The organism is Collinsella aerofaciens, from assembly GCF_040910185.1.
GTDB classification, from domain to species: domain Bacteria; phylum Actinomycetota; class Coriobacteriia; order Coriobacteriales; family Coriobacteriaceae; genus Collinsella; species Collinsella aerofaciens_BF.
In genome coordinates this window covers 1-17409 of record NZ_JBDGBA010000002.1, presented here as the reverse complement: position 1 = coordinate 17409, position 17409 = coordinate 1, and the positions used below count along the sequence as shown (strand labels likewise).

At 58.6% G+C, this 17409-nt stretch carries 11 protein-coding genes, 2 tRNA genes and 1 rRNA gene; 13 read left to right on the top strand and 1 reads right to left on the bottom strand.

Annotation, left to right across the window (positions count from 1 at the left end; genetic code table 11):
• Window positions 1-175 precede the first annotated feature (175 nt).
• Both AB5Z54_RS01320 and AB5Z54_RS01315 read left to right on the top strand, forming a co-directional pair.
• Window positions 176-3373 (top strand): hypothetical protein, encoded by a 3198-nt coding sequence (locus tag AB5Z54_RS01320; protein WP_368135199.1) that lies wholly within the window; start codon window positions 176-178, stop codon window positions 3371-3373.
• A gap of 21 nt (window positions 3374-3394) precedes the next feature.
• Window positions 3395-3613: a hypothetical protein gene (locus AB5Z54_RS01315; RefSeq protein ID WP_022094153.1), complete on the top strand. Its 219-nt coding sequence runs from the start codon at window positions 3395-3397 to the stop codon at window positions 3611-3613.
• Between the two features lie 66 nt (window positions 3614-3679).
• On the opposite strand, the gene AB5Z54_RS01310 is transcribed toward AB5Z54_RS01315, so the two are convergent.
• A complete protein-coding gene (locus AB5Z54_RS01310) occupies window positions 3680-7111 on the bottom strand; it encodes a SpaA isopeptide-forming pilin-related protein (protein WP_368159784.1) in 3432 nt (1143 codons plus the stop codon).
• Window positions 7112-7408: 297 nt separating this feature from the next.
• Here AB5Z54_RS01310 and AB5Z54_RS01305 point away from each other — a divergent pair.
• The 11 genes from AB5Z54_RS01305 to AB5Z54_RS01255 all read left to right on the top strand — a co-directional run.
• Window positions 7409-7483: transfer RNA gene (locus AB5Z54_RS01305), tRNA-Gly, on the top strand.
• A gap of 405 nt (window positions 7484-7888) precedes the next feature.
• Window positions 7889-9235 carry an adenylosuccinate lyase gene (purB, locus tag AB5Z54_RS01300; RefSeq protein WP_055251306.1) on the top strand — a complete coding sequence of 449 codons (1347 nt, stop codon included), beginning with the start codon at window positions 7889-7891 and terminating at the stop codon, window positions 9233-9235.
• Between the two features lie 128 nt (window positions 9236-9363).
• Entirely contained in the window at window positions 9364-9627 is a 264-nt protein-coding gene (locus AB5Z54_RS01295) for a TIGR03905 family TSCPD domain-containing protein (RefSeq protein ID WP_006236206.1), read from the top strand.
• On the top strand, window positions 9627-10838 hold the full coding sequence (locus tag AB5Z54_RS01290; RefSeq protein ID WP_195544100.1) for a twin-arginine translocation signal domain-containing protein: 1212 nt from the start codon (window positions 9627-9629) through the stop codon (window positions 10836-10838). The genes AB5Z54_RS01295 and AB5Z54_RS01290 overlap by 1 nt, the downstream gene beginning before the upstream one ends.
• Window positions 10839-10992: 154 nt before the next feature.
• Entirely contained in the window at window positions 10993-11715 is a 723-nt protein-coding gene (locus AB5Z54_RS01285; protein WP_006236208.1) for a response regulator, read from the top strand.
• Between the two features lie 11 nt (window positions 11716-11726).
• On the top strand, window positions 11727-13292 hold the full coding sequence (locus AB5Z54_RS01280; RefSeq protein WP_040360026.1) for a sensor histidine kinase: 1566 nt from the start codon (window positions 11727-11729) through the stop codon (window positions 13290-13292).
• Window positions 13293-13410: 118 nt separating this feature from the next.
• Window positions 13411-14289 carry a phosphoribosylaminoimidazolesuccinocarboxamide synthase gene (locus AB5Z54_RS01275; RefSeq protein ID WP_035136481.1) on the top strand — a complete coding sequence of 293 codons (879 nt, stop codon included), beginning with the start codon at window positions 13411-13413 and terminating at the stop codon, window positions 14287-14289.
• Window positions 14290-14865, top strand: a complete 576-nt coding sequence (locus AB5Z54_RS01270; protein ID WP_022093792.1) for an ABC-2 transporter permease — start codon at window positions 14290-14292, stop codon at window positions 14863-14865. It begins immediately after the preceding gene.
• An 89-nt stretch (window positions 14866-14954) separates the two neighbouring features.
• Entirely contained in the window at window positions 14955-16235 is a 1281-nt protein-coding gene (locus AB5Z54_RS01265) for an aminopeptidase (RefSeq protein ID WP_368159781.1), read from the top strand.
• Between the two features lie 28 nt (window positions 16236-16263).
• Window positions 16264-16336, top strand: a tRNA-Lys gene (locus AB5Z54_RS01260).
• A gap of 779 nt (window positions 16337-17115) precedes the next feature.
• Window positions 17116-17409 (top strand): 16S ribosomal RNA (locus AB5Z54_RS01255); the annotation flags it as partial.

Below are 17409 nucleotides of genomic sequence, written 5' to 3'. Positions count from 1 at the left end.
TTTGCTGTCATGATTTTAGTCCGATATGGAGATTAGGCTATATCCTTGTCCGCTCGGGGCGTTAAGATGGGCCGAATTCGGTCGTTTGCGCTCGCTCGGGGTATACTTTCGACTATATACGGTTCTAATGTGCATGCATTGGGCCTATTTGTCGGATTATGGATGTGGAGCGCACATGGCGAACACCCAGAACTATATTAACCACCTGCTGCAGAACACCGGCATTACGCCGGCATGCAGCGAAGAAGAGCGCTTGGCTGCCGAGGATATCGCTCAGATCTTCCGCAACCACGGCTTTGATCCCGAGGTTCAGGAGTTCAATGCCCCGGCGCCCAGTAGGTTGGCATTTGCCGTTACCGGTATTCTTGCGTTTGCCGGTGCCCTGCTGATGGGCATCGGCGGCGGTATCGGCTTGGTCGGCACCTTGCTGGCCATTGTCGGTGCCGTGCTCTACGTGCTCGAGCGCACAGGGCATCCCGTGGTTTCGCGCCTGGGCAAGACGGGCGTGAGCCAAAATGTCATCGCCTACCACAAGGCCTCGGGCCCGCTCGCGTCTCCGCGCAACCGCCCGGTGGTCGTTGTCGCACACTACGACTCTCCCCGTGCTGAGCTGCTCGCCCGCGAGCCCTATGCTTCGTATCGTGCGCTCATTGCCAAGCTGTTGCCCGTTGCCACGGTTGCCCCTGCTGCCGTTGCCATCCTGCGTATCCTGCCGCTCCCCGGCGCGCTCAAGGTTCTGCTGTGGATTGTCGCGATCCTCGCTTCCCTCGTTGCACTTGCCAACGCGGCAAACATCATCTCTAACCGCCACATTCTTCCCTATACGTCCGGCGCGGTGTGCAACAAATCTTCTGTCGCCGCTATGCTCGGCGTTATGGACAACGTTGCTCCCTTCCAGGGTGAAAACGAGTTTCCCGACGATGTTCCGTTCGATACCTATTTTGGGGAGCAAAAGCGCCGTGCCGAGGAAATGGCGCGCGCAGCGGCGGAATATGCCGCGGCCCAGCAGCAAAACGACTACGGCAACACCATCGAGTATGAAGAGCCTACCTGCGCCGAGGACGAGTTCGGTCAGCCGATTGCTCCCGACGCTCAAACCGAGCCCGAACAGGGTGAGGCTTTCGACGAGCAGATCGAGGGCTTTGAGGGTGCGTCTGCCGACGAGACGCTGATCGGCGCCATCGTGCCCGAGGATCAGAATCAGGCTGTCCAGGCCGAAGAGTTCAATGACGAGGTTTCCGCTGCCGAGCCGGTGGAGGAGCCTGTCGCGGCCGAGCCCGAGCCCAAGCTCTATCGCAATGCCGCCGGCAACATCCGCTTTGGTTCGGATGCCATCCGTGCGCTCGGAATGCTTCCCGAGTCCTGCACGCTCGATTACGAGGAGGGCGAGGAGCCGACGTTTGAGCCCGAGCCTGCCCCCGTCGTGACTGCACCTGCGCCCGCTGTCACCGTGGATGATGAGTCTGCCGCGGTTGCCGCTGCCGTTGCCGAGCCCGAGGCGGTGTCCGCGATCGATCCCGCGGCAGGACTGGACGTTTTGGCTCCCGCCGCGCCGGCGCAAGACGTTGCGGACGAGTCTGACGACGATTACGTTGAACAGCCGAGGCGCGTGTCTTACGAGAGCGATACTGATTTCTCGGCCGAGATTCCCGCGGCAACGCCCCATGCCGACATTGCATCCGCGTTCTCGTCGATTGGCGCCAGCGCTTCCAACTTCTTTAAGGGTGCGCTTGCAAAGGGCAAGAAATTTGTCGACGATTTCGAGGAGAAGCGCGCTGCCGCACGCGAGGCTGCCGAGCAGGAGGCTATCGCTCAGCAGCAGGCAGCCGAGGCGGCACGTGAGCACGCGGCGCAAGAGTTCGAGCAGAACGAGGCTATGCAGTCCGCGCCCGTCGACGCCGCCGAAGCTACAACGTCCTTTGAGTCCCAGCAACCGACGTCCGCGGATGTTGTTGAGGCAACAACGTCTTTCGAGGCTCAGCAGCACGTCGATAGCACCATGTCGTTTGATGCCGCGAAGTTCGATTCCACGATAACGTTTGAAAAGCAGGGCACCGCGATTGCTGAGCCCCTTCCTATTTCCGATGAACAGGGCGACGCGGTGGACGATGACGAGCCCATTGATGCTGCCGAAATTCAGGATGCTGCCGAGGACGAGTCCGTCGAGGCCAACTCTGACGAAGAGCAATACGCGGCAGCCGATCAGGGTGATTCGACCGAGGTCGAGCAGGAGGAAGTGCCTGCGGTTTCCGAGACTCCCGAGACGGATGAGTCGAGGCCTTATTCCACGCAGATTTTCACCATGCCGACCCCGAGTGGTTCCGGTGCCACGGTTGCCAATGTCGCTCCCACCCAGGACGAAACGGTCGATTCCCTTATGGCCCAGATTTCCTCCCAGGCATCGCCGCGTCCGCAGATGAATGTTCCCGATCCGGCGTCGGCACCGTCGCCTGCACCTTCCTCGTCTCCGCTGGCTTCAGTCCCCGATCCGTCGCTGCCGTCTATGAAGCAGGCAAACGTTGCGTCTCGCACGTCGCTGTTCGACCTTCCCGATCCCTCTGCCCAAGTCAACGACCCCTTTGCTACCGCCCAAGGTCCCGAACCCACATCGGCACCCGTTGCGCCTCCTATGCCCGTTGCGTCGGGCGCGCAGCCGATCGAGACCATTTCGGCTCCCGCCCCGGCGGCACCCAAGTCTCGTAAGCGCGGCCTGGGTGGCCTGTTCGGTCGTAAAAAGAAAAACGAGCAGGACAGCATGAGTGACTGGCTGGGCGTCGAAGACGATTACGATGCCAAGAAATCCGGTCGCGGTATCGGTTCGTGGGATAACTTCGAGGACGATAACGATGGCTGGAAGGGCGGCGCTACGTCTTCCGATGGCGCTTCTTCCGAAGATATGCTCTCGGCTGTCGCCTCTATGGGCGATGATGAGCTGCTCGGTCACGATATCTGGTTTGTGGCAACGGGTGCCTCGGATTGTGATGGCGCCGGCATGAAGGCCTTCTTGGCTTCGCATCGCGATAAGCTCCGCGGCGTATTCTTTATCAATCTTGAATCCGTCGGCGCCGGTAGGCTTTCGGTTGTGACGGTCGAGGGCGAACAACAACTGCTCAAGGGCGATCGCCGCATCATGAACCTGGTCAGCAAGGTCTGCAAGTCGTTCCATGTCGATTGTGGCGCGCTCGAGATGCCCTATGCCAAGACCGATGCCTACGCCGCGCTCGAGGCGAGCCGCCGAGCCCTCACCATCGCCGGTGTGGACGGCACACGTCTGGCTTGCGCTCGTACCGAGGACGACCTGCCCCACAATGTCAACCCGACGAACATTGCTACGGTATCCGAGGTCGTGACCGAGGTTATCCGCCGTTCGTAGACGGAGCTCTAAGGAGTCAACGTGTTTTCGTATATTAAGCGCCATTGGCCTGTCTACGTGATTTTGACCTTGATTGCCATTGCGTTAGGATTTGGGGCTGCCTACATCGTGGGTGCAAAGGGCTCGACCCCCGCCTCCGCAATCAGCGAAGAGGTGGAGCAAGAACAGAGCACGGGCGCCGATGGGATTCCTGAGTCCGAGCAAGCAATCGTTGATGGTGGATCTTCGTCTGCAGAGTAGATACGGCGATTTACATGATTGAAAGCGGGCGAGCCAGGGGACTGGCTCGCCCGCTTTTTCATCGCGCTAGCGCTTCTTTGGGATCGACCTAAGGCGAGCGAACCATAGGGCTGCGGCACCCGAGGTCAGGAGCGCGGTGATGCAAGCGGCGATGGGAACTGGTCCTGTTGCCGGTAGGTCCTGCGGTAGGGTACAGCGTTGAATGACACAGTCCTCGTCATGTGACTCAAGTTTATCGCCGCCGCCGTTGCGACAAAGATCGACGCGTGCGCTGTTGGTGAGTGCGGTTTGGGGCGTATAAGCCGATGTTGCCTGCATGTGCACGACTGCGCCCCGAGCGTCTGCACCAAGGATTGCTTTGGCATCGTCAAGGTCGTCGTGCTCATCTTTGAGATCATCGCGGGTCCAAGAATCCGCATCGCTTCGAGTCGTAAAGTCGGCGGCTACCGCACCGTATTCAATTCGAATGGCCGTTACGACGGTATTGGATGCAAGGTCGAGTTCTTTCGCCTCGAGTGTGGTGGATTCCGTGGTCGAGATATCCGCCTTCCAGAGGTGCCAACCGTCGTAATCGACGAGGCGACAGTCCTCACCCAGGCTCTCTTTTACTTCGTCGGACTCAAGCCAAGGATTTTCGTGCCCATCGTCAAGTGTCGCGTTTGCCGGCTCATCGACGTCTGTCGAGTCCAACGGCGTCGTGCGATACCATACGTTGCACAGACCGTTGAGGTCGCCGATGGCGACGGGGGTTTCGATTGAGATGAATCTCGCCGTGCCGTCTTTGGCGCACTCAAGATCATCGGTAATCGTAAACTCATCAACCCAAGTAGCGGAATCGTTTCGAGCATCGATGGTATAGGAGAAAAGCCCATCACTATTGGTTTGCGTCGTGGCGCGGTTTTTACCATCGCCGTTAGCCAACAGGCCTTTTTCGATAGGTTGGACAAGTTCCTGACGCTTGTCGACCTGTCCCTTGATCTCGATGGGCGCATCCTTCATCGCGACGGGTTGGACATCTCCCGTATCCTTTATTTCAAACGTTATCTCCTCGGCAAGGTCATAGGTCCGCGGAGACATCATTTCGCGCAACGAGTAGGTGCCGGGTGCAAGATGTTCGACGCGGTGCGGCTTGTCGGATGAGGTCCAGGAGTCTATTTCGGTTTTATCGGGACCATATAAGGTGAGTTGTGCGCCTTCCACTTCCTGCTCACCGCTTGCATCGACCTTGGAGATATCAACCTTGGTGTAATCGTCGGATACGTTAAGCCGTGCTTCTACGACGGGTGTTTTCTGGTCGGCATAAGCGAGGTCTACGATATGGGGCGTCCGGTCGAGTAAAAAGCCGGTCGGCGCTTGAGTCTCGACGACCTCGTAGCGTGCGGTGCCAGATCCCAGCGGGAGGTTGTCCGCGCGTGCTTCTCCAGTTTCATCCGACGTGACGGTCGCGACGGTCTCACCGTCGAGCGCGGCAATGCTACCGTCGGGGCGCACGATATCACCCGAGGCACGGATCTCAAAGACGGCGCCCGCGAGGCTGCTGCCGTCTATGGCATCGGTTTTAACGATCCTGATGTTTCCGGTCGCGGCGTGGTCATAATACGAGGCGATTGCAACGGGCGTTAGGTTCATGTCGGCGGGTATGTTTACCTCGATTTCTTCGCCGACAAGATAGGGCTCTTTGGCCGAGGTTTCGCGTACATAATAGGTGCCCGGTACGAGCGATTCGGGCAGTGTGACGGTCCCGGTCGCGTCAGTCGTAAAGGTGTCCATTACGTTATGTGCTGGATACCAGCAAGTTTGTGAGACAGGTTCGTGATTGCTGTCGAGGAGTTGGAAGGTGAATCCGGCTAGTGGAACAGAAGCGCCTGTTTGGGCATCGCGTTTTACAATCTGGAGATGCGTCGACAGAGCGTGGTTGTCCACGATATATTGAAGCTCGGCGCCGTTGGAAATCTGATTGGCCCCGACGGTCCATTCCCCTGCACGTTTAAAACCCTCGGGGACGGTTTCCGGAACCTCGCGAACCGTGTAGCCGGCACGGTCGTATGGGACGGCTCCGTGGACACCGGCGGGTCGCTTACCTGTGCCGAACCATGCTTCGGGCTGGTCTTTGGTGGAGGCAAAGCCATAGATGTTTGTGGTCAGTGTGCCAACAACCTGCTGAGAGCTGTTGCTGACAACCTCAAAGACAACACCACCCGCCGGCTGCTCCAGGCCGGATTGGTCGCTATTGCCGTAATCCTTGAATTTGGAAATCTCAAGGTCAAACGCAATGGAGATATCGGAAATGCGAGATTCGATCTCGACCACGCCTGAATCGCCGAGCTGGTCGGCTCCAACGGTATAGGTCCAGCTGTCGTTGGATGGCAGGTAGCCCTCGGGGGCTTTTGATTCGTAGATGGTAAAGGTTCCTAAGGGGACATCGGCGAGGGTGGCCCGACCGCTTTCGTCGGTCGTGAGGATTTGCGCCCATCCAGGGGTTGATTGCGACACACACGTGAACTCTGCTCCTGCGAGTGAAGAACCCACCTGGGGGCCGGCATTCGTCGCGGCATCGAGTTTTACGATACGCAGGTTGATGGTGCCGGGCTGTTCATCAATGGCGACCTGCCCGCCGTCATTCCCCGTGGTAAAGGCAATACGATCGTGGCGGGGGACATAGCCGGCCGGCGCCTTCGTTTCAACTAGGTAGTATGCCGTGTTGGGCAGAAGTGTTGCTTGCGCCCGACCGTTGCTGTCCATCTGGATGGTGCCGACATGCGCGCCGCTGGCGCTCTCAAAAATATCGAATGTTGCCCCGTCAAACTGATAAGTATTGTTTCCGCTGGTAATGGCGGCGTTTGCAGACTGTTTTTTGAAGGAAACAGAGACTGCCGGCAGTACATAGAGCATGTCTTGACGTTTGCTGCCGCCCGATACGGCTCCTAGATAGCGCCGCGCGCGGTGCGGAGCGGCTTTGATGCTTCCTGATTTTGCGTTGTCGTGGAGCCACCGCGCAGCCGCCACGACTTCATTGTCGGCGGTAAAGTGCCCGCTCTTGGTTTTGCCCTGAGCGGTCGTGTAGGAATAGGTACCGTCGACATGGGTAGTGCCGTTGAGCATCCATACGGCAAGCTGGGTTGCGGCGCGGGCGCGATCGGGTGAAAGATGGTAGCCGCCAAACGATGTGGCGGTAGGATATCCGTGACAAACGATTGCCGCGAACTCGTCGTCGAGCCACACCCAGCCTTGATCAAAGTTGAGCCATGGGCCGCCCGGCTTGGTGGGGCCGGGGCGCTCCTGGTTCATACAGTAGGCAATCGAGGCGTCTTGAGCTTCATACTTGCCGATGAAGAAGGGCCCACAATCATCGCTAATAGTGCGGAAGCCGAGCTGGTCGTAGCCATCGACGGCAAATGCGGCTCCCGGTGCCAGGCAGCCGAAAAGCAGGAAGAGGAGCAGGAGCAGCGGACCTGTTGCGATTGCGCTGTGGACAGAGTGCGTGGGTGCGTTGGACATGGCTGCTCCTTATCCCTCGTGCGTCGCACGGGGAGGCTGCGACGCGTAGGATGAGGCTACCCCCGAGGTTCATGCGGGTAAGTACCGGAGCCTGACCAAAAGCTTGCCCAATTCCTGACAAATTGAGCTCAAATACAACAATCAAGCAAAAGTGCAGGTAGAAGATAGGGAGAACAGGAAGTCAAAGGTCCTCGTCTCCACAATTGACGCGATTTTCAAACGAATCTCCACAGCTAAAACAAGCATCGCTACCCTTGTATCGAACAAGACAACCGCGTTATACTAGCCAACACACAAGCGGGCATCGCCAAGTGGTAAGGCATCAGCTTCCCAAGCTGACACTCGCGGGTTCGAGTCCCGTTGCCCGCTCCAGAAAAAGTAAAAGCACGACACCGTTCCGGTGCCGTGCTTTTTTCAATAAAGCGCCGGGACTCGAACCCGACAGGGTGCGAGCGTAAAAGCGAGCAGGCGAAGGCGCCGACAGGCGCCTGAAGCCGGTGCGGATTTGCGAAGCAAATACGCGGATGTCCCGTTGTCCGCTCCATGGAGCACAGAAGACCTCGGGACGGCCAATTCAACAAAGTCTTCCCCATCGTCACCGTGAATCCGAGGGGATCGACCGCAGCCGGTGCGGATTTGCGAAGCAAATGCGCAGACGTCCCCATGGCCGCTCTTGCGGCAAAATGTTAGGTTAATGCCTACTGCCCATACTTGCACCTGTGCACGGTACAATGGTTGGGTTACGACCAACGTGCCAATAACCAAAAAGGAGCCGCTATGATCGATCGCTATACCCGCCCGGAGATGGGACACATCTTCTCCCTCGAGAACAAGTACGCCATTTGGCAGGAGATCGAGGTTCTGGCCTGCGAGGCCCAGGCGGAGCTCGGCAAGATCGGTATTTCCAAAGACGAGGCCCAGTGGATCCGCGACCATGCCAACTTTGAGAAGGCGAAGGTCGATGAGATCGAGGAAGTCACGCGCCACGACGTCATTGCCTTCCTGACCAACATGAAGGAATACATCGATGCCGATGTTCCCGAGGGCGACCCCAAGCCCAGCCGCTGGGTTCACTATGGCATGACCAGCTCCGATCTGGGCGACACGGCCCTGTGCTACCAGCTCACCCAGGCCTGCGACCTGATCATCGAGGACGTCAAGAAGCTCGGCGAGATTTGCAAGCGTCGCGCCTTTGAGGAGCGCAACACGCTCTGTGCCGGCCGCACTCATGGCATCCACGCCGAGCCGATGACCTTTGGCATGAAGTTTGGCTCTTGGGCCTGGGAGCTCAAGCGCGATCTGGATCGTCTTGAGGACGCTCGCAAGAATGTTGCCTTCGGTGCCATCTCCGGTGCCGTCGGCACCTACAGCTCCATCGAGCCGTTCGTCGAGGAGTACGTCTGCGAGCACCTGGGCCTGGTTCACGACCCGCTGTCCACGCAAGTTATCAGCCGCGACCATCACGCCTATCTCGCCGGCGTTCTCGCCACCACCGCGGCCACCTGCGAGCGTATCGCTACCGAGGTCCGCAACCTGCAGAAGACTGATACGCTCGAGGCCGAGGAGCCCTTCCGCAAGGGCCAAAAGGGCAGCTCCGCCATGCCGCACAAGCGCAACCCCATCACCATGGAGAAAGTCTGCGGCCTGTCGCGCGTCGTGAAGTCCAACGCCCAGGTCGCCTTCGATAACGTCGCCCTGTGGCACGAGCGTGACATTTCGCACTCCTCTGCCGAGCGCGTCGCCCAGGCCGATAGTTTCATCGCGCTCGACCATATGTTCCAGTGCCTCATCCGCGTTATCGACGGCCTGCAGCTGTATCCCGCCCGCATGATGGCCAACCTCAATAAGACCCGCGGCCTCATCTTCTCTTCCAAGGTACTGCTCGCCCTCGTCGACACGGGCATCACCCGCGAGGACGCGTACGCCATTGTGCAGGAGAACGCTATGGCAACCTGGCACGAGGTACAGGATTGTGTCTCCGGCCCCACCTTTAAGGAGCGTCTCGAGGCCGACCCGCGCTGCACCGTCAGTCAGGAGAAGCTCGACGAGATCTTTGATCCGTGGGACTTCCTCACCCGTATCGACACGGTCTTTGATCGTCTGGAGCAGCTGAGCTTCGAGTAGGTTCGGGCATAACGTTAGCTTTTTAGGGCGCTTTGCTGGTAATGTGTGTTGCCGGCAAAGCGCCTCGTTGCATTTAGGGAAAGACGGGGATAATAGTCGTCTCGAATAACATTCTGAGAGGGGATCGCATGATTTCGTTTGATTACAAGCCTCAGGGCGTGTGTGCTCGCAATATTCACCTTGATCTTTCCGATGACGGCAACAAGGTGATGGGCGTTGAGTTTACCGGCGGCTGCGACGGCAATCTCAAGGCTATCTCCAAGCTGGTCGAGGGCGCTCCTGCCGATCGCGTAATCGAGGTTCTCGCCGGTAATACCTGCGGTATGAAAAAGACCTCCTGCGCCGACCAGCTTACACGCGCTATCGAGGCCGCTCGCACCGAGATCGCCTAATGGGTATCGCCGATCACATCAAGAACGGAATATCGCGTCGCGGCTTTGTACTCGGTGGGGCTGCCGCGGGCGCTGCCACGGTGCTTGCCGGATGCTCGAAAAAAACGGGTACCAGCGATGATGCCGCCGGCGAGCCGCAGGTTATCAAGGACGATTCCAAAATCATCTCGATTACGGATGAGTATGAGGCTGTCGACATCGATCTTGAGCCGGCGGCGTCGTGGACGCTGCCTCTGGGTACGCTGCTGTACTACTGCGACGGCGATTACGCCGCGGCGATGATGGCGCCCGCATCGGCATTGCACGCCAACACACTCGGTGTGCTCAACCTGGGCGATGGCTCGCTTACCACATTAATCGAGGATCCTATCGAGGGCACGGGATACGCATTCTACGATGTCCGTGCCGGCGACGGCGTATTCGCGTGGGTTGAGATGAACTTTGCCAATTCATCGTGGAAGCTCTACGCTCAAAATCTGTCGGGCGCTTCGCTCTCTGGCGATGTGGTTGAGCTCGATCGAGGTGGCAAGGACTATGATCCGCCCCTGTTTACGGCGTTCGGGTCATCGGTTATCTGGTATAAAATGCCCTCGGCAGGCGGCAATAAAACGAGTAGTGATTCGTTTTGCTATCGTCGCTCGCTTGATGAATCCAAGGCCGAGGCAATTTGGAAATCGACGGGCCGCTTTGCATCGGCTCCGCGCGCGAGCGACGGCATTTTGACCATCTCGCCGCGTGTCCGCAACGACGAGGGCGTCTACTACGGCATAACGGCAATCGATCTGACCGACGGCAACAACACCAAGCGTGCCCAGCTGGTCCTCCCTTCGTCAGTTTCGCCTTTCGAGGCCGTGTATATGGGCGATACCTTCGTGTTTTCTATCGAGGCGGCCTATAGCGGCGTGGGCAGCCTGGGCAATATGGGCACGTATATCGGTAATGAGGGAGGGCCGTACCTCTTTCTGTCACGCGAGCCGCTCGCATGTGCGGCTGGCAAGAAGAATAAATACCTTGTTAAGGTACAGGCGTCGCATTTCCTGATCGACACCTCTGCCAAGACCTATGGCTCGCTGCTGTCGCCCGACCGCGCTTTGGAGTATGGCGATTATCCAGCTACGGCGGGAAAATCGGACTCATTCCTTACGTACGCCACGGTGCGCAACAGCCAAGGTATACCAGAGACGGTCACTGCACGCCTATTCTCTCTTTAAGCTTAGAGGGGTTAAAAAGGCGCCAACAGGGGAATAAACGCGTTGTAATTGTGAGTACCGCCTGCCGAGCTGCCGCGTCATAGCGGCATCCGGCGGGCTCAGGTGCGTTAAAATGGGCTTGTTCTTAGCTAATTGAGACAGGGGGGGCCGTGTTATGGCTTCAGATGCAAAAAAGATTCTGCTGGTCGAGGATGAGAAGGCAATCCGTGACGCCGTCGCTGCCTATCTCGAGCGCGAAGGCTACTGGGTTGTGGGCGTCGGCGACGGCCAGTCCGCGATCGAGGAGTTCGAGAAGCATCAGTTCGACCTGGTCGTGCTCGACCTTATGCTCCCCAAGATTCCCGGCGAGCGCGTTTGCCGCACCATTCGCGATACCTCGGATGTCCCCATCATCATGCTGACGGCTAAGGGCGAGATCGAGGACCGTATTATCGGTCTTGAGCTCGGCGCCGACGACTATCTGATTAAGCCGTTCTCGCCGCGCGAGCTCGTCGCCCGCGTTCGCGCTCTGTTCCGCCGTGCCCATCAGGCCGACGAGCCCGCCGTCGAGGTACTCGACTTCGGCGATCTGGTCATCGATATCTCGGGCCACAAGATCTTGGTCGAGGGCAAGGAAGTCGATCTGACGGCTTCCGAGTTCAAGCTGCTCACCACGCTTGCCCGCCATCCCGGCCGTGTGTATAACCGCATGGAGCTGGTCGAGAAAGTGCTCGGGTATGACTTTGAGGGCTATGAGCGCACCATCGATAGCCACGTGAAGAATCTTCGCGCCAAGCTGGGCGATGATCCCAAGAAGCCCAAGTGGCTCTACACCGTCCATGGTGTCGGCTATCGCTTCGAGGCTCCGGCCAAGACCGATAAGTCGGACGAGAAATAGGGAAATCACATATGACACCTGCGCGCTTTGAAATCGGACAAAAGCACAAGCAGGAGAGCGAGGCGGGTTCCAAGGCTAGTTGGAACACGCCTCGTTCCGATTCACGGCCAACGATGAGCTATCCCTCGCGCATGGCACTTGCTTTTGCTCTGACATCGCTCATGACGGTATTGGTGCTGGTGGGCGTTGTCTCTGTTGTGTGGGGCACGGTCTTTTCGGATTACACACGCTCCAATATCGTCGAAATCGCAAATTCCGCTGCCGAGAAGTTGGCAACCTCATATGAGGAAAACGGCTCTTGGACCGCGGGAGAACTGCGCACGGTCGCAACGTCGAGTTTGGTTTCCGACGATCTGGGCATGCAGGTCGTCAATAAAAAGGGCGTGATCGTTTATGACGATTCCTGGCCCTCGGCAAGCGCCACCGCCGATGTACGCGAAAACCAGGCTACGACCGACGACACGAGCGGCAAGAGGGCATCGCATAGCCCGGTCTCGTCTGCTCCAACCGACTCCGATAGCGTTGCTAACGTCGAGATTGTAACGTCTTCCGGCGAGCATGTCGGACAGGTAAAGCTGTGGGCCATCGGCTCCGACGCTCTGCTCACCAAGGCGGACTCTGCGTTTAGGGAGAAGACCTTTAACGCCATGGCCCTCGCCGCGGTTGTTGCAATCTGCATTTCGGTCGTTATCGGATCGCTCGTGTCGCGCATGCTCACCAAGCCGATTCATCGCATCACCAGTACCGCAAAGCAAATTCGTGACGGCGACCTGTCGGCTCGCACGGGACTGCGCGGTGATGACGAGATCGATCAGCTGGGTGAGACCTTCGATGAGATGGCCACTTCGCTCGAGAAGGATATGAAACACGAGAAGCGCCTGACTTCAGACGTTGCACACGAGCTTCGCACGCCGCTTATGGCCATGCTCGCAACGGTCGAGGCTATGCAGGATGGCGTGTATCCCACCGACGATGAGCATTTGGAGACCGTTGCTTCCGAGACGCGCCGCCTGGCTCGTCTGGTGCAGCAGATGCTCGACCTGTCGCGCATGGAAAACAGCACGGCTCCGCTCAACCTTGAGCCGGTGGACATGGTTCCTTTCGTGCGTTCCATCGTCAATGCCCAGGAGCGCCTGTTTGTCGACCGCGATCTGCGCCTGCGTTTTGCGGACGAGACCCAGGGTCACGACGATGTCGTCGAGGCCGATCCCGACATGATCACGCAATGTGTTATCAACCTCATGAGCAACGCCATGCGCTACACCCCCGAGGGCGGTTGGGTCGTGGTGTCGGTGCTAAGTGACCGCAAGCACGTCAGCATTGCCGTTTCTGATACCGGTATCGGTATTGCCAAGGACGATCTGTCGCGCATCTTCGGGCGGTTTTGGCGCGCCGATGCCAGCCGCGCCCGCGAAGCTGGCGGCCTGGGCGTTGGCCTCGCCGTGACCAAGCAGATCGTCGAGCGTCACCATGGCTACATATCCGTGGAGTCGGAGCTTGGAAAGGGTACGACTTTTACAATTCATCTGCCCCGCGAGCACACGGCAGACGCGGCATCTACTACAATGGAGCACTAGCTTTTCGCTATTCGGTGAAGGAGGGGCCGCGTCCCTGCCGCTCCGAGTTTGCGAAAACATGCGGGAAAGAACCCGCATTTCTGTCGTATTTAGGTAAGGAGTGACTCACGTGACAACGATGGAGCGTCGTCCGGATTCCCGTGGCAAGGTTCGTGATATTTACGATGCCGGTGAAAACCTGCTGATGGTTGCCACCGACCGCATTTCTGCGTTCGACTTCATTCTTCCCGACGAGATTCCGTTTAAGGGAGAGGTACTCAATCGCATCTCGGCATTCTGGTTCGATAAGTTTGCCGACATCGTCCCCAACCATCTCGTTTCCATCGACCCGGCGGATTTCCCCGAGGAGTTTGCTGAGTATCGTGACTACCTCGCTGGCCGCGCCATGCTGGTTAAGAAGGCCCAGACGATTCCTATCGAGTGCATCGTCCGCGGCTATCTGACCGGTTCGGGCAAGAAGACCTACGACGAGAACGGCACCGTCTGCGGCATCCAGCTGCCTGAGGGCCTGACCGAGGCTTCCAAGCTTCCTGAGCCGCTGTTCACGCCGTCCACGAAGGCCGAGATCGGTGACCACGACGAGAACATCTCGTTCGAGCGTTGCTGCGAGATCGTGGGCGAGGACATCGCCACGCAGATTCGCGACCTTTCCCTCAAGATCTACAAGGCTGCCGCCGAGTACGCCGCGACCCGTGGCATCATCATTGCCGACACCAAGTTCGAGTTTGGTGTCATCGATGGCAAGGTCACGCTGATCGACGAGTGTCTCACGCCCGACTCCAGCCGTTTCTGGCCTGCTGCCAGCTACGAGGAGGGCAAGATCCAGCCTAGCTACGACAAGCAATTCGTCCGCAATTGGCTCAAGGCCAACTGGGATATGACGGGGGAGACCCCGCACCTGCCCGCCGAGGTCATCGATGGCACGTCCGAGCGCTATCGCGAGGCCTTCCAGATCATCACGGGCTCCCAGTTCACAAGCATGAAGGAGAACGCATAAGTGAGTACCCGTAGCGCCACGAACAAGCGCACGCAATCCCACGAAGTTACCGGGGTTGCGCGCAAGTCTGCCGCATCTGCTAAGCCCGCCCGCCAAGCAGCGAGCTCCGTTCGCGTCGTGCCGGCTTCGTCTAAGGCACGCCGCAAAGAGCTCGAGAAGGGCGAGAACCTCGAGGGCCTCTCTAAAGAGGAGAAGCGCGCCCGCAAGGCTAAGCAGCGCGCCAAGGAGGACCGCATCTATACGGTGTCGAATATCCTCCTCAAGCAGGACGAGGACTACACCAAGCGCCGTCGCATCTGGTGGATTGTGCTCGCCATTGGCATGGTGCTCGTCGTGGCAATTTGGGCCTCGCTGTACTTCGCTCCCGCTGGCATGGTGTCCAGCCCTGTCCAGATGGTCGGCATTGTTTTGTCCTACGTCATCATTTTGGGCGACTTTATCTATGACTTCGCTCGTATTCGTCCCTTGCGCAACATGTACCGCGCGCAGGCCGAGGGCATGTCCGAGAACAAGCTCAACGCTCTTATTGAGCGCGCGGCTGCCGAGGAGGACAAGAAGGACTCCAAGAAGAAGTAGCGTTTGCATACATACTTATCGCTAAGATATAAGGCGCGTCGTTTTTGCGGCGCGCCTTTTTACTGTTCTATAGATAGATGGAGTGGCACATGATTCGAGCTGCCCTGACGGTCGAAGAGGCTCTGGAGGGCATGAAGGCCCTGGAGCCCAAGATTAAAAACTACGCGCGCCTGGTCGTCCGCAAGGGCGTAAACGTCAAGCCCGGCCAGGAGGTCGTCGTTCAGTCTCCGGTCGAGTGCGCGCCGTTTGCGCGCGTGGTGGTCGCGGAGGCCTATGCTGCCGGCGCCGGCCACTTGACGGTCATTTGGGCCGATGATGCCGTGACGAGGCTCACGTACGAGCATGTCGAGAAAAGCTATTTTGAGCAGACGCCCGAGTGGAAGCGCATGCAGCTGGATTCCTTGGCCCAGGATGGTGCCTGCTTTGTCTTTATCGAGGGTGCGGATCCTGCGGCCCTCAAGGGCATCGATCCAGCCAAGCCGGCCGCGGCATCAAAGGCGAGGAATACGCAGTGCAAAGTTTTCCGCCGTGGACTGGATTACAACATCAATCCGTGGTGCATCGCCGGCGCTCCGGTCGTGGCTTGGGCGCGCGAGGTGTTCCCGGGAGACGCCGACGAGGTTGCAATCTATAAGCTGTGGAATGCGATTCTGCACACCGCTCGCGCCGATGGCCAGGACCCAGAGAGCGACTGGGAGCTCCATGACGCCGCATTCGAAAAGAACCTGCGTTTCCTGAACGACAATCGTTTCGACTGCCTGCATTACACCGCGGCAAATGGAACCGATCTGATGATTGGCATGACGAAGGGTCACGAGTGGGCCGGCGGCAAGGGCAAGACGCCCGATGGGCACCCCTTCTTCCCCAACATTCCCACCGAGGAAGTCTTCACTTCGCCCGATCGCATGCGCGCCGACGGTATCGTGTACTCGGCCATGCCGCTCATCCACCACGGCAATAAGGTCGACGATTTTTGGATTAAGTTCGAGGGCGGCCGCGTGGTGGACTACGACGCCCGCGTGGGCAAGGCAACGCTTGCAAGTATCATCGATACGGACGAGGGCGCTGCTCACCTGGGAGAAGTCGCGCTCATTTCCAAGAACACGCCGATCCGCGAAAGTGGTGTTCTGTTCTACGATACGCTCTATGACGAGAACGCTAGCTGCCATCTCGCGCTAGGTGTCGGTTTCCCCGAATGCATCGAGGGTGGGTACGACATGTCCAAGGAGGAGCTCCTGGAGCATGGTGTTAACGTCTCGAGCACGCACGTCGATTTTATGATCGGCACGGACGACATCGATATTACGGGCATTACGCCTGATGGACGTGAAGTTGTGATTTTCCAGAACGGCCAATGGAGTTGGGAATAGTCCCAGACCGTGGTACAATGCCACCCGCGGGCCGTTAGCTCAGCTGGCAGAGCAGGGGACTTTTAATCCCAAGGTCCAGGGTTCGAACCCCTGACGGCCCACCCAAAGATTGTTGAGACGGTCAACTTCGGTTGGCCGTCTTTTTTGTCGCCCTTTCATGGGTTCGGACCCGTCGGGGCGCGGAGCTGAGTAAACGCGTGAGCGTTTGCCAGCGCAGCGCGCAAGGCGCGAAAGCGCCGCAGCGGCCGCCTGCGAAGCAGGCTGAACCCCTGACGGCCCACCATAGAATAGAAAAGCGACTGGCGGATGCCGGCCGCTTTTTTTGTTACCGCGGCACGGGTTCGAACCCGTATCTAGCTATATATAAGAACGCTTGGCGAACAAAACCCGCCTTTTACCGATGGGAAACAAATAGCTGATGCCTTTGGAGTAAAGTAGCGCTCCAGAGATGACCGATGTCTCAATACTCATAAAACAGCTGGTCATCGCCAATATCAGAAGCTGCTGCTTCGAATACGGCCTCAGCGAAGCAACTGAGGGTTCTATTCATTTGTGAACAAAATATGGAGTGCGCGATTCCCGCCCGCGGGGGCCCTCCGGTCTGGCAATATATCTCCTTGCCGCGCGGCCCGGTCGGACCGGATCAGCCGCGGGGCGTGCACCTTGAGAACCGGATACTGCGAGGATGGACACTTACTTCAGTGTCGCATCCGGGCAGACATCGAACCATTTGAAATGGTCTAACTTGGATTTGTTTTTCGCAAGGCCGCCGAGAGGCGGCCCCGAGAAATTCCTTTTCCTATACTAGAACCATATGAATCGAACGGAACCGATCAGCGATGGACTGAGAGGACCGGACGGGCTCGAAGCCCAACATATTTGGACGGAGAGTTCGATCCTGGCTCAGGATGAACGCTGGCGGCGCGCCTAACACATGCAAGTCGAACGGCACCCCTCTCCGGAGGGAAGCGAGTGGCGAACGGCTGAGTAACACGTGGAGAACCTGCCCCCTCCCCCGGGATAGCCGCCCGAAAGGACGGGTAATACCGGATACCCCGGGGTGCCGCATGGCACCCCGGCTAAAGCCCCGACGGGAGGGGATGGCTCCGCGGCCCATCAGGTAGACGGCGGGGTGACGGCCCACCGTGCCGACAACGGGTAGCCGGGTTGAGAG

Excerpts from the sequence above, each read along its gene's own strand:
- AB5Z54_RS01295 (WP_006236206.1), top strand. The coding sequence starts at position 9,364 with ATGATTTCGTTTGATTACAAGCCTCAGGGCGTGTGTGCTCGCAATATT.
- AB5Z54_RS01320 (WP_368135199.1), top strand. The coding sequence starts at position 176 with ATGGCGAACACCCAGAACTATATTAACCACCTGCTGCAGAACACCGGC.
- purB (WP_055251306.1), top strand. The coding sequence starts at position 7,889 with ATGATCGATCGCTATACCCGCCCGGAGATGGGACACATCTTCTCCCTC.
- AB5Z54_RS01310 (WP_368159784.1), bottom strand. The coding sequence starts at position 7,111 with ATGTCCAACGCACCCACGCACTCTGTCCACAGCGCAATCGCAACAGGT.
- AB5Z54_RS01280 (WP_040360026.1), top strand. The coding sequence starts at position 11,727 with ATGACACCTGCGCGCTTTGAAATCGGACAAAAGCACAAGCAGGAGAGC.
- AB5Z54_RS01285 (WP_006236208.1), top strand. The coding sequence starts at position 10,993 with ATGGCTTCAGATGCAAAAAAGATTCTGCTGGTCGAGGATGAGAAGGCA.
- AB5Z54_RS01290 (WP_195544100.1), top strand. The coding sequence starts at position 9,627 with ATGGGTATCGCCGATCACATCAAGAACGGAATATCGCGTCGCGGCTTT.
- AB5Z54_RS01265 (WP_368159781.1), top strand. The coding sequence starts at position 14,955 with ATGATTCGAGCTGCCCTGACGGTCGAAGAGGCTCTGGAGGGCATGAAG.
- AB5Z54_RS01275 (WP_035136481.1), top strand. The coding sequence starts at position 13,411 with ATGGAGCGTCGTCCGGATTCCCGTGGCAAGGTTCGTGATATTTACGAT.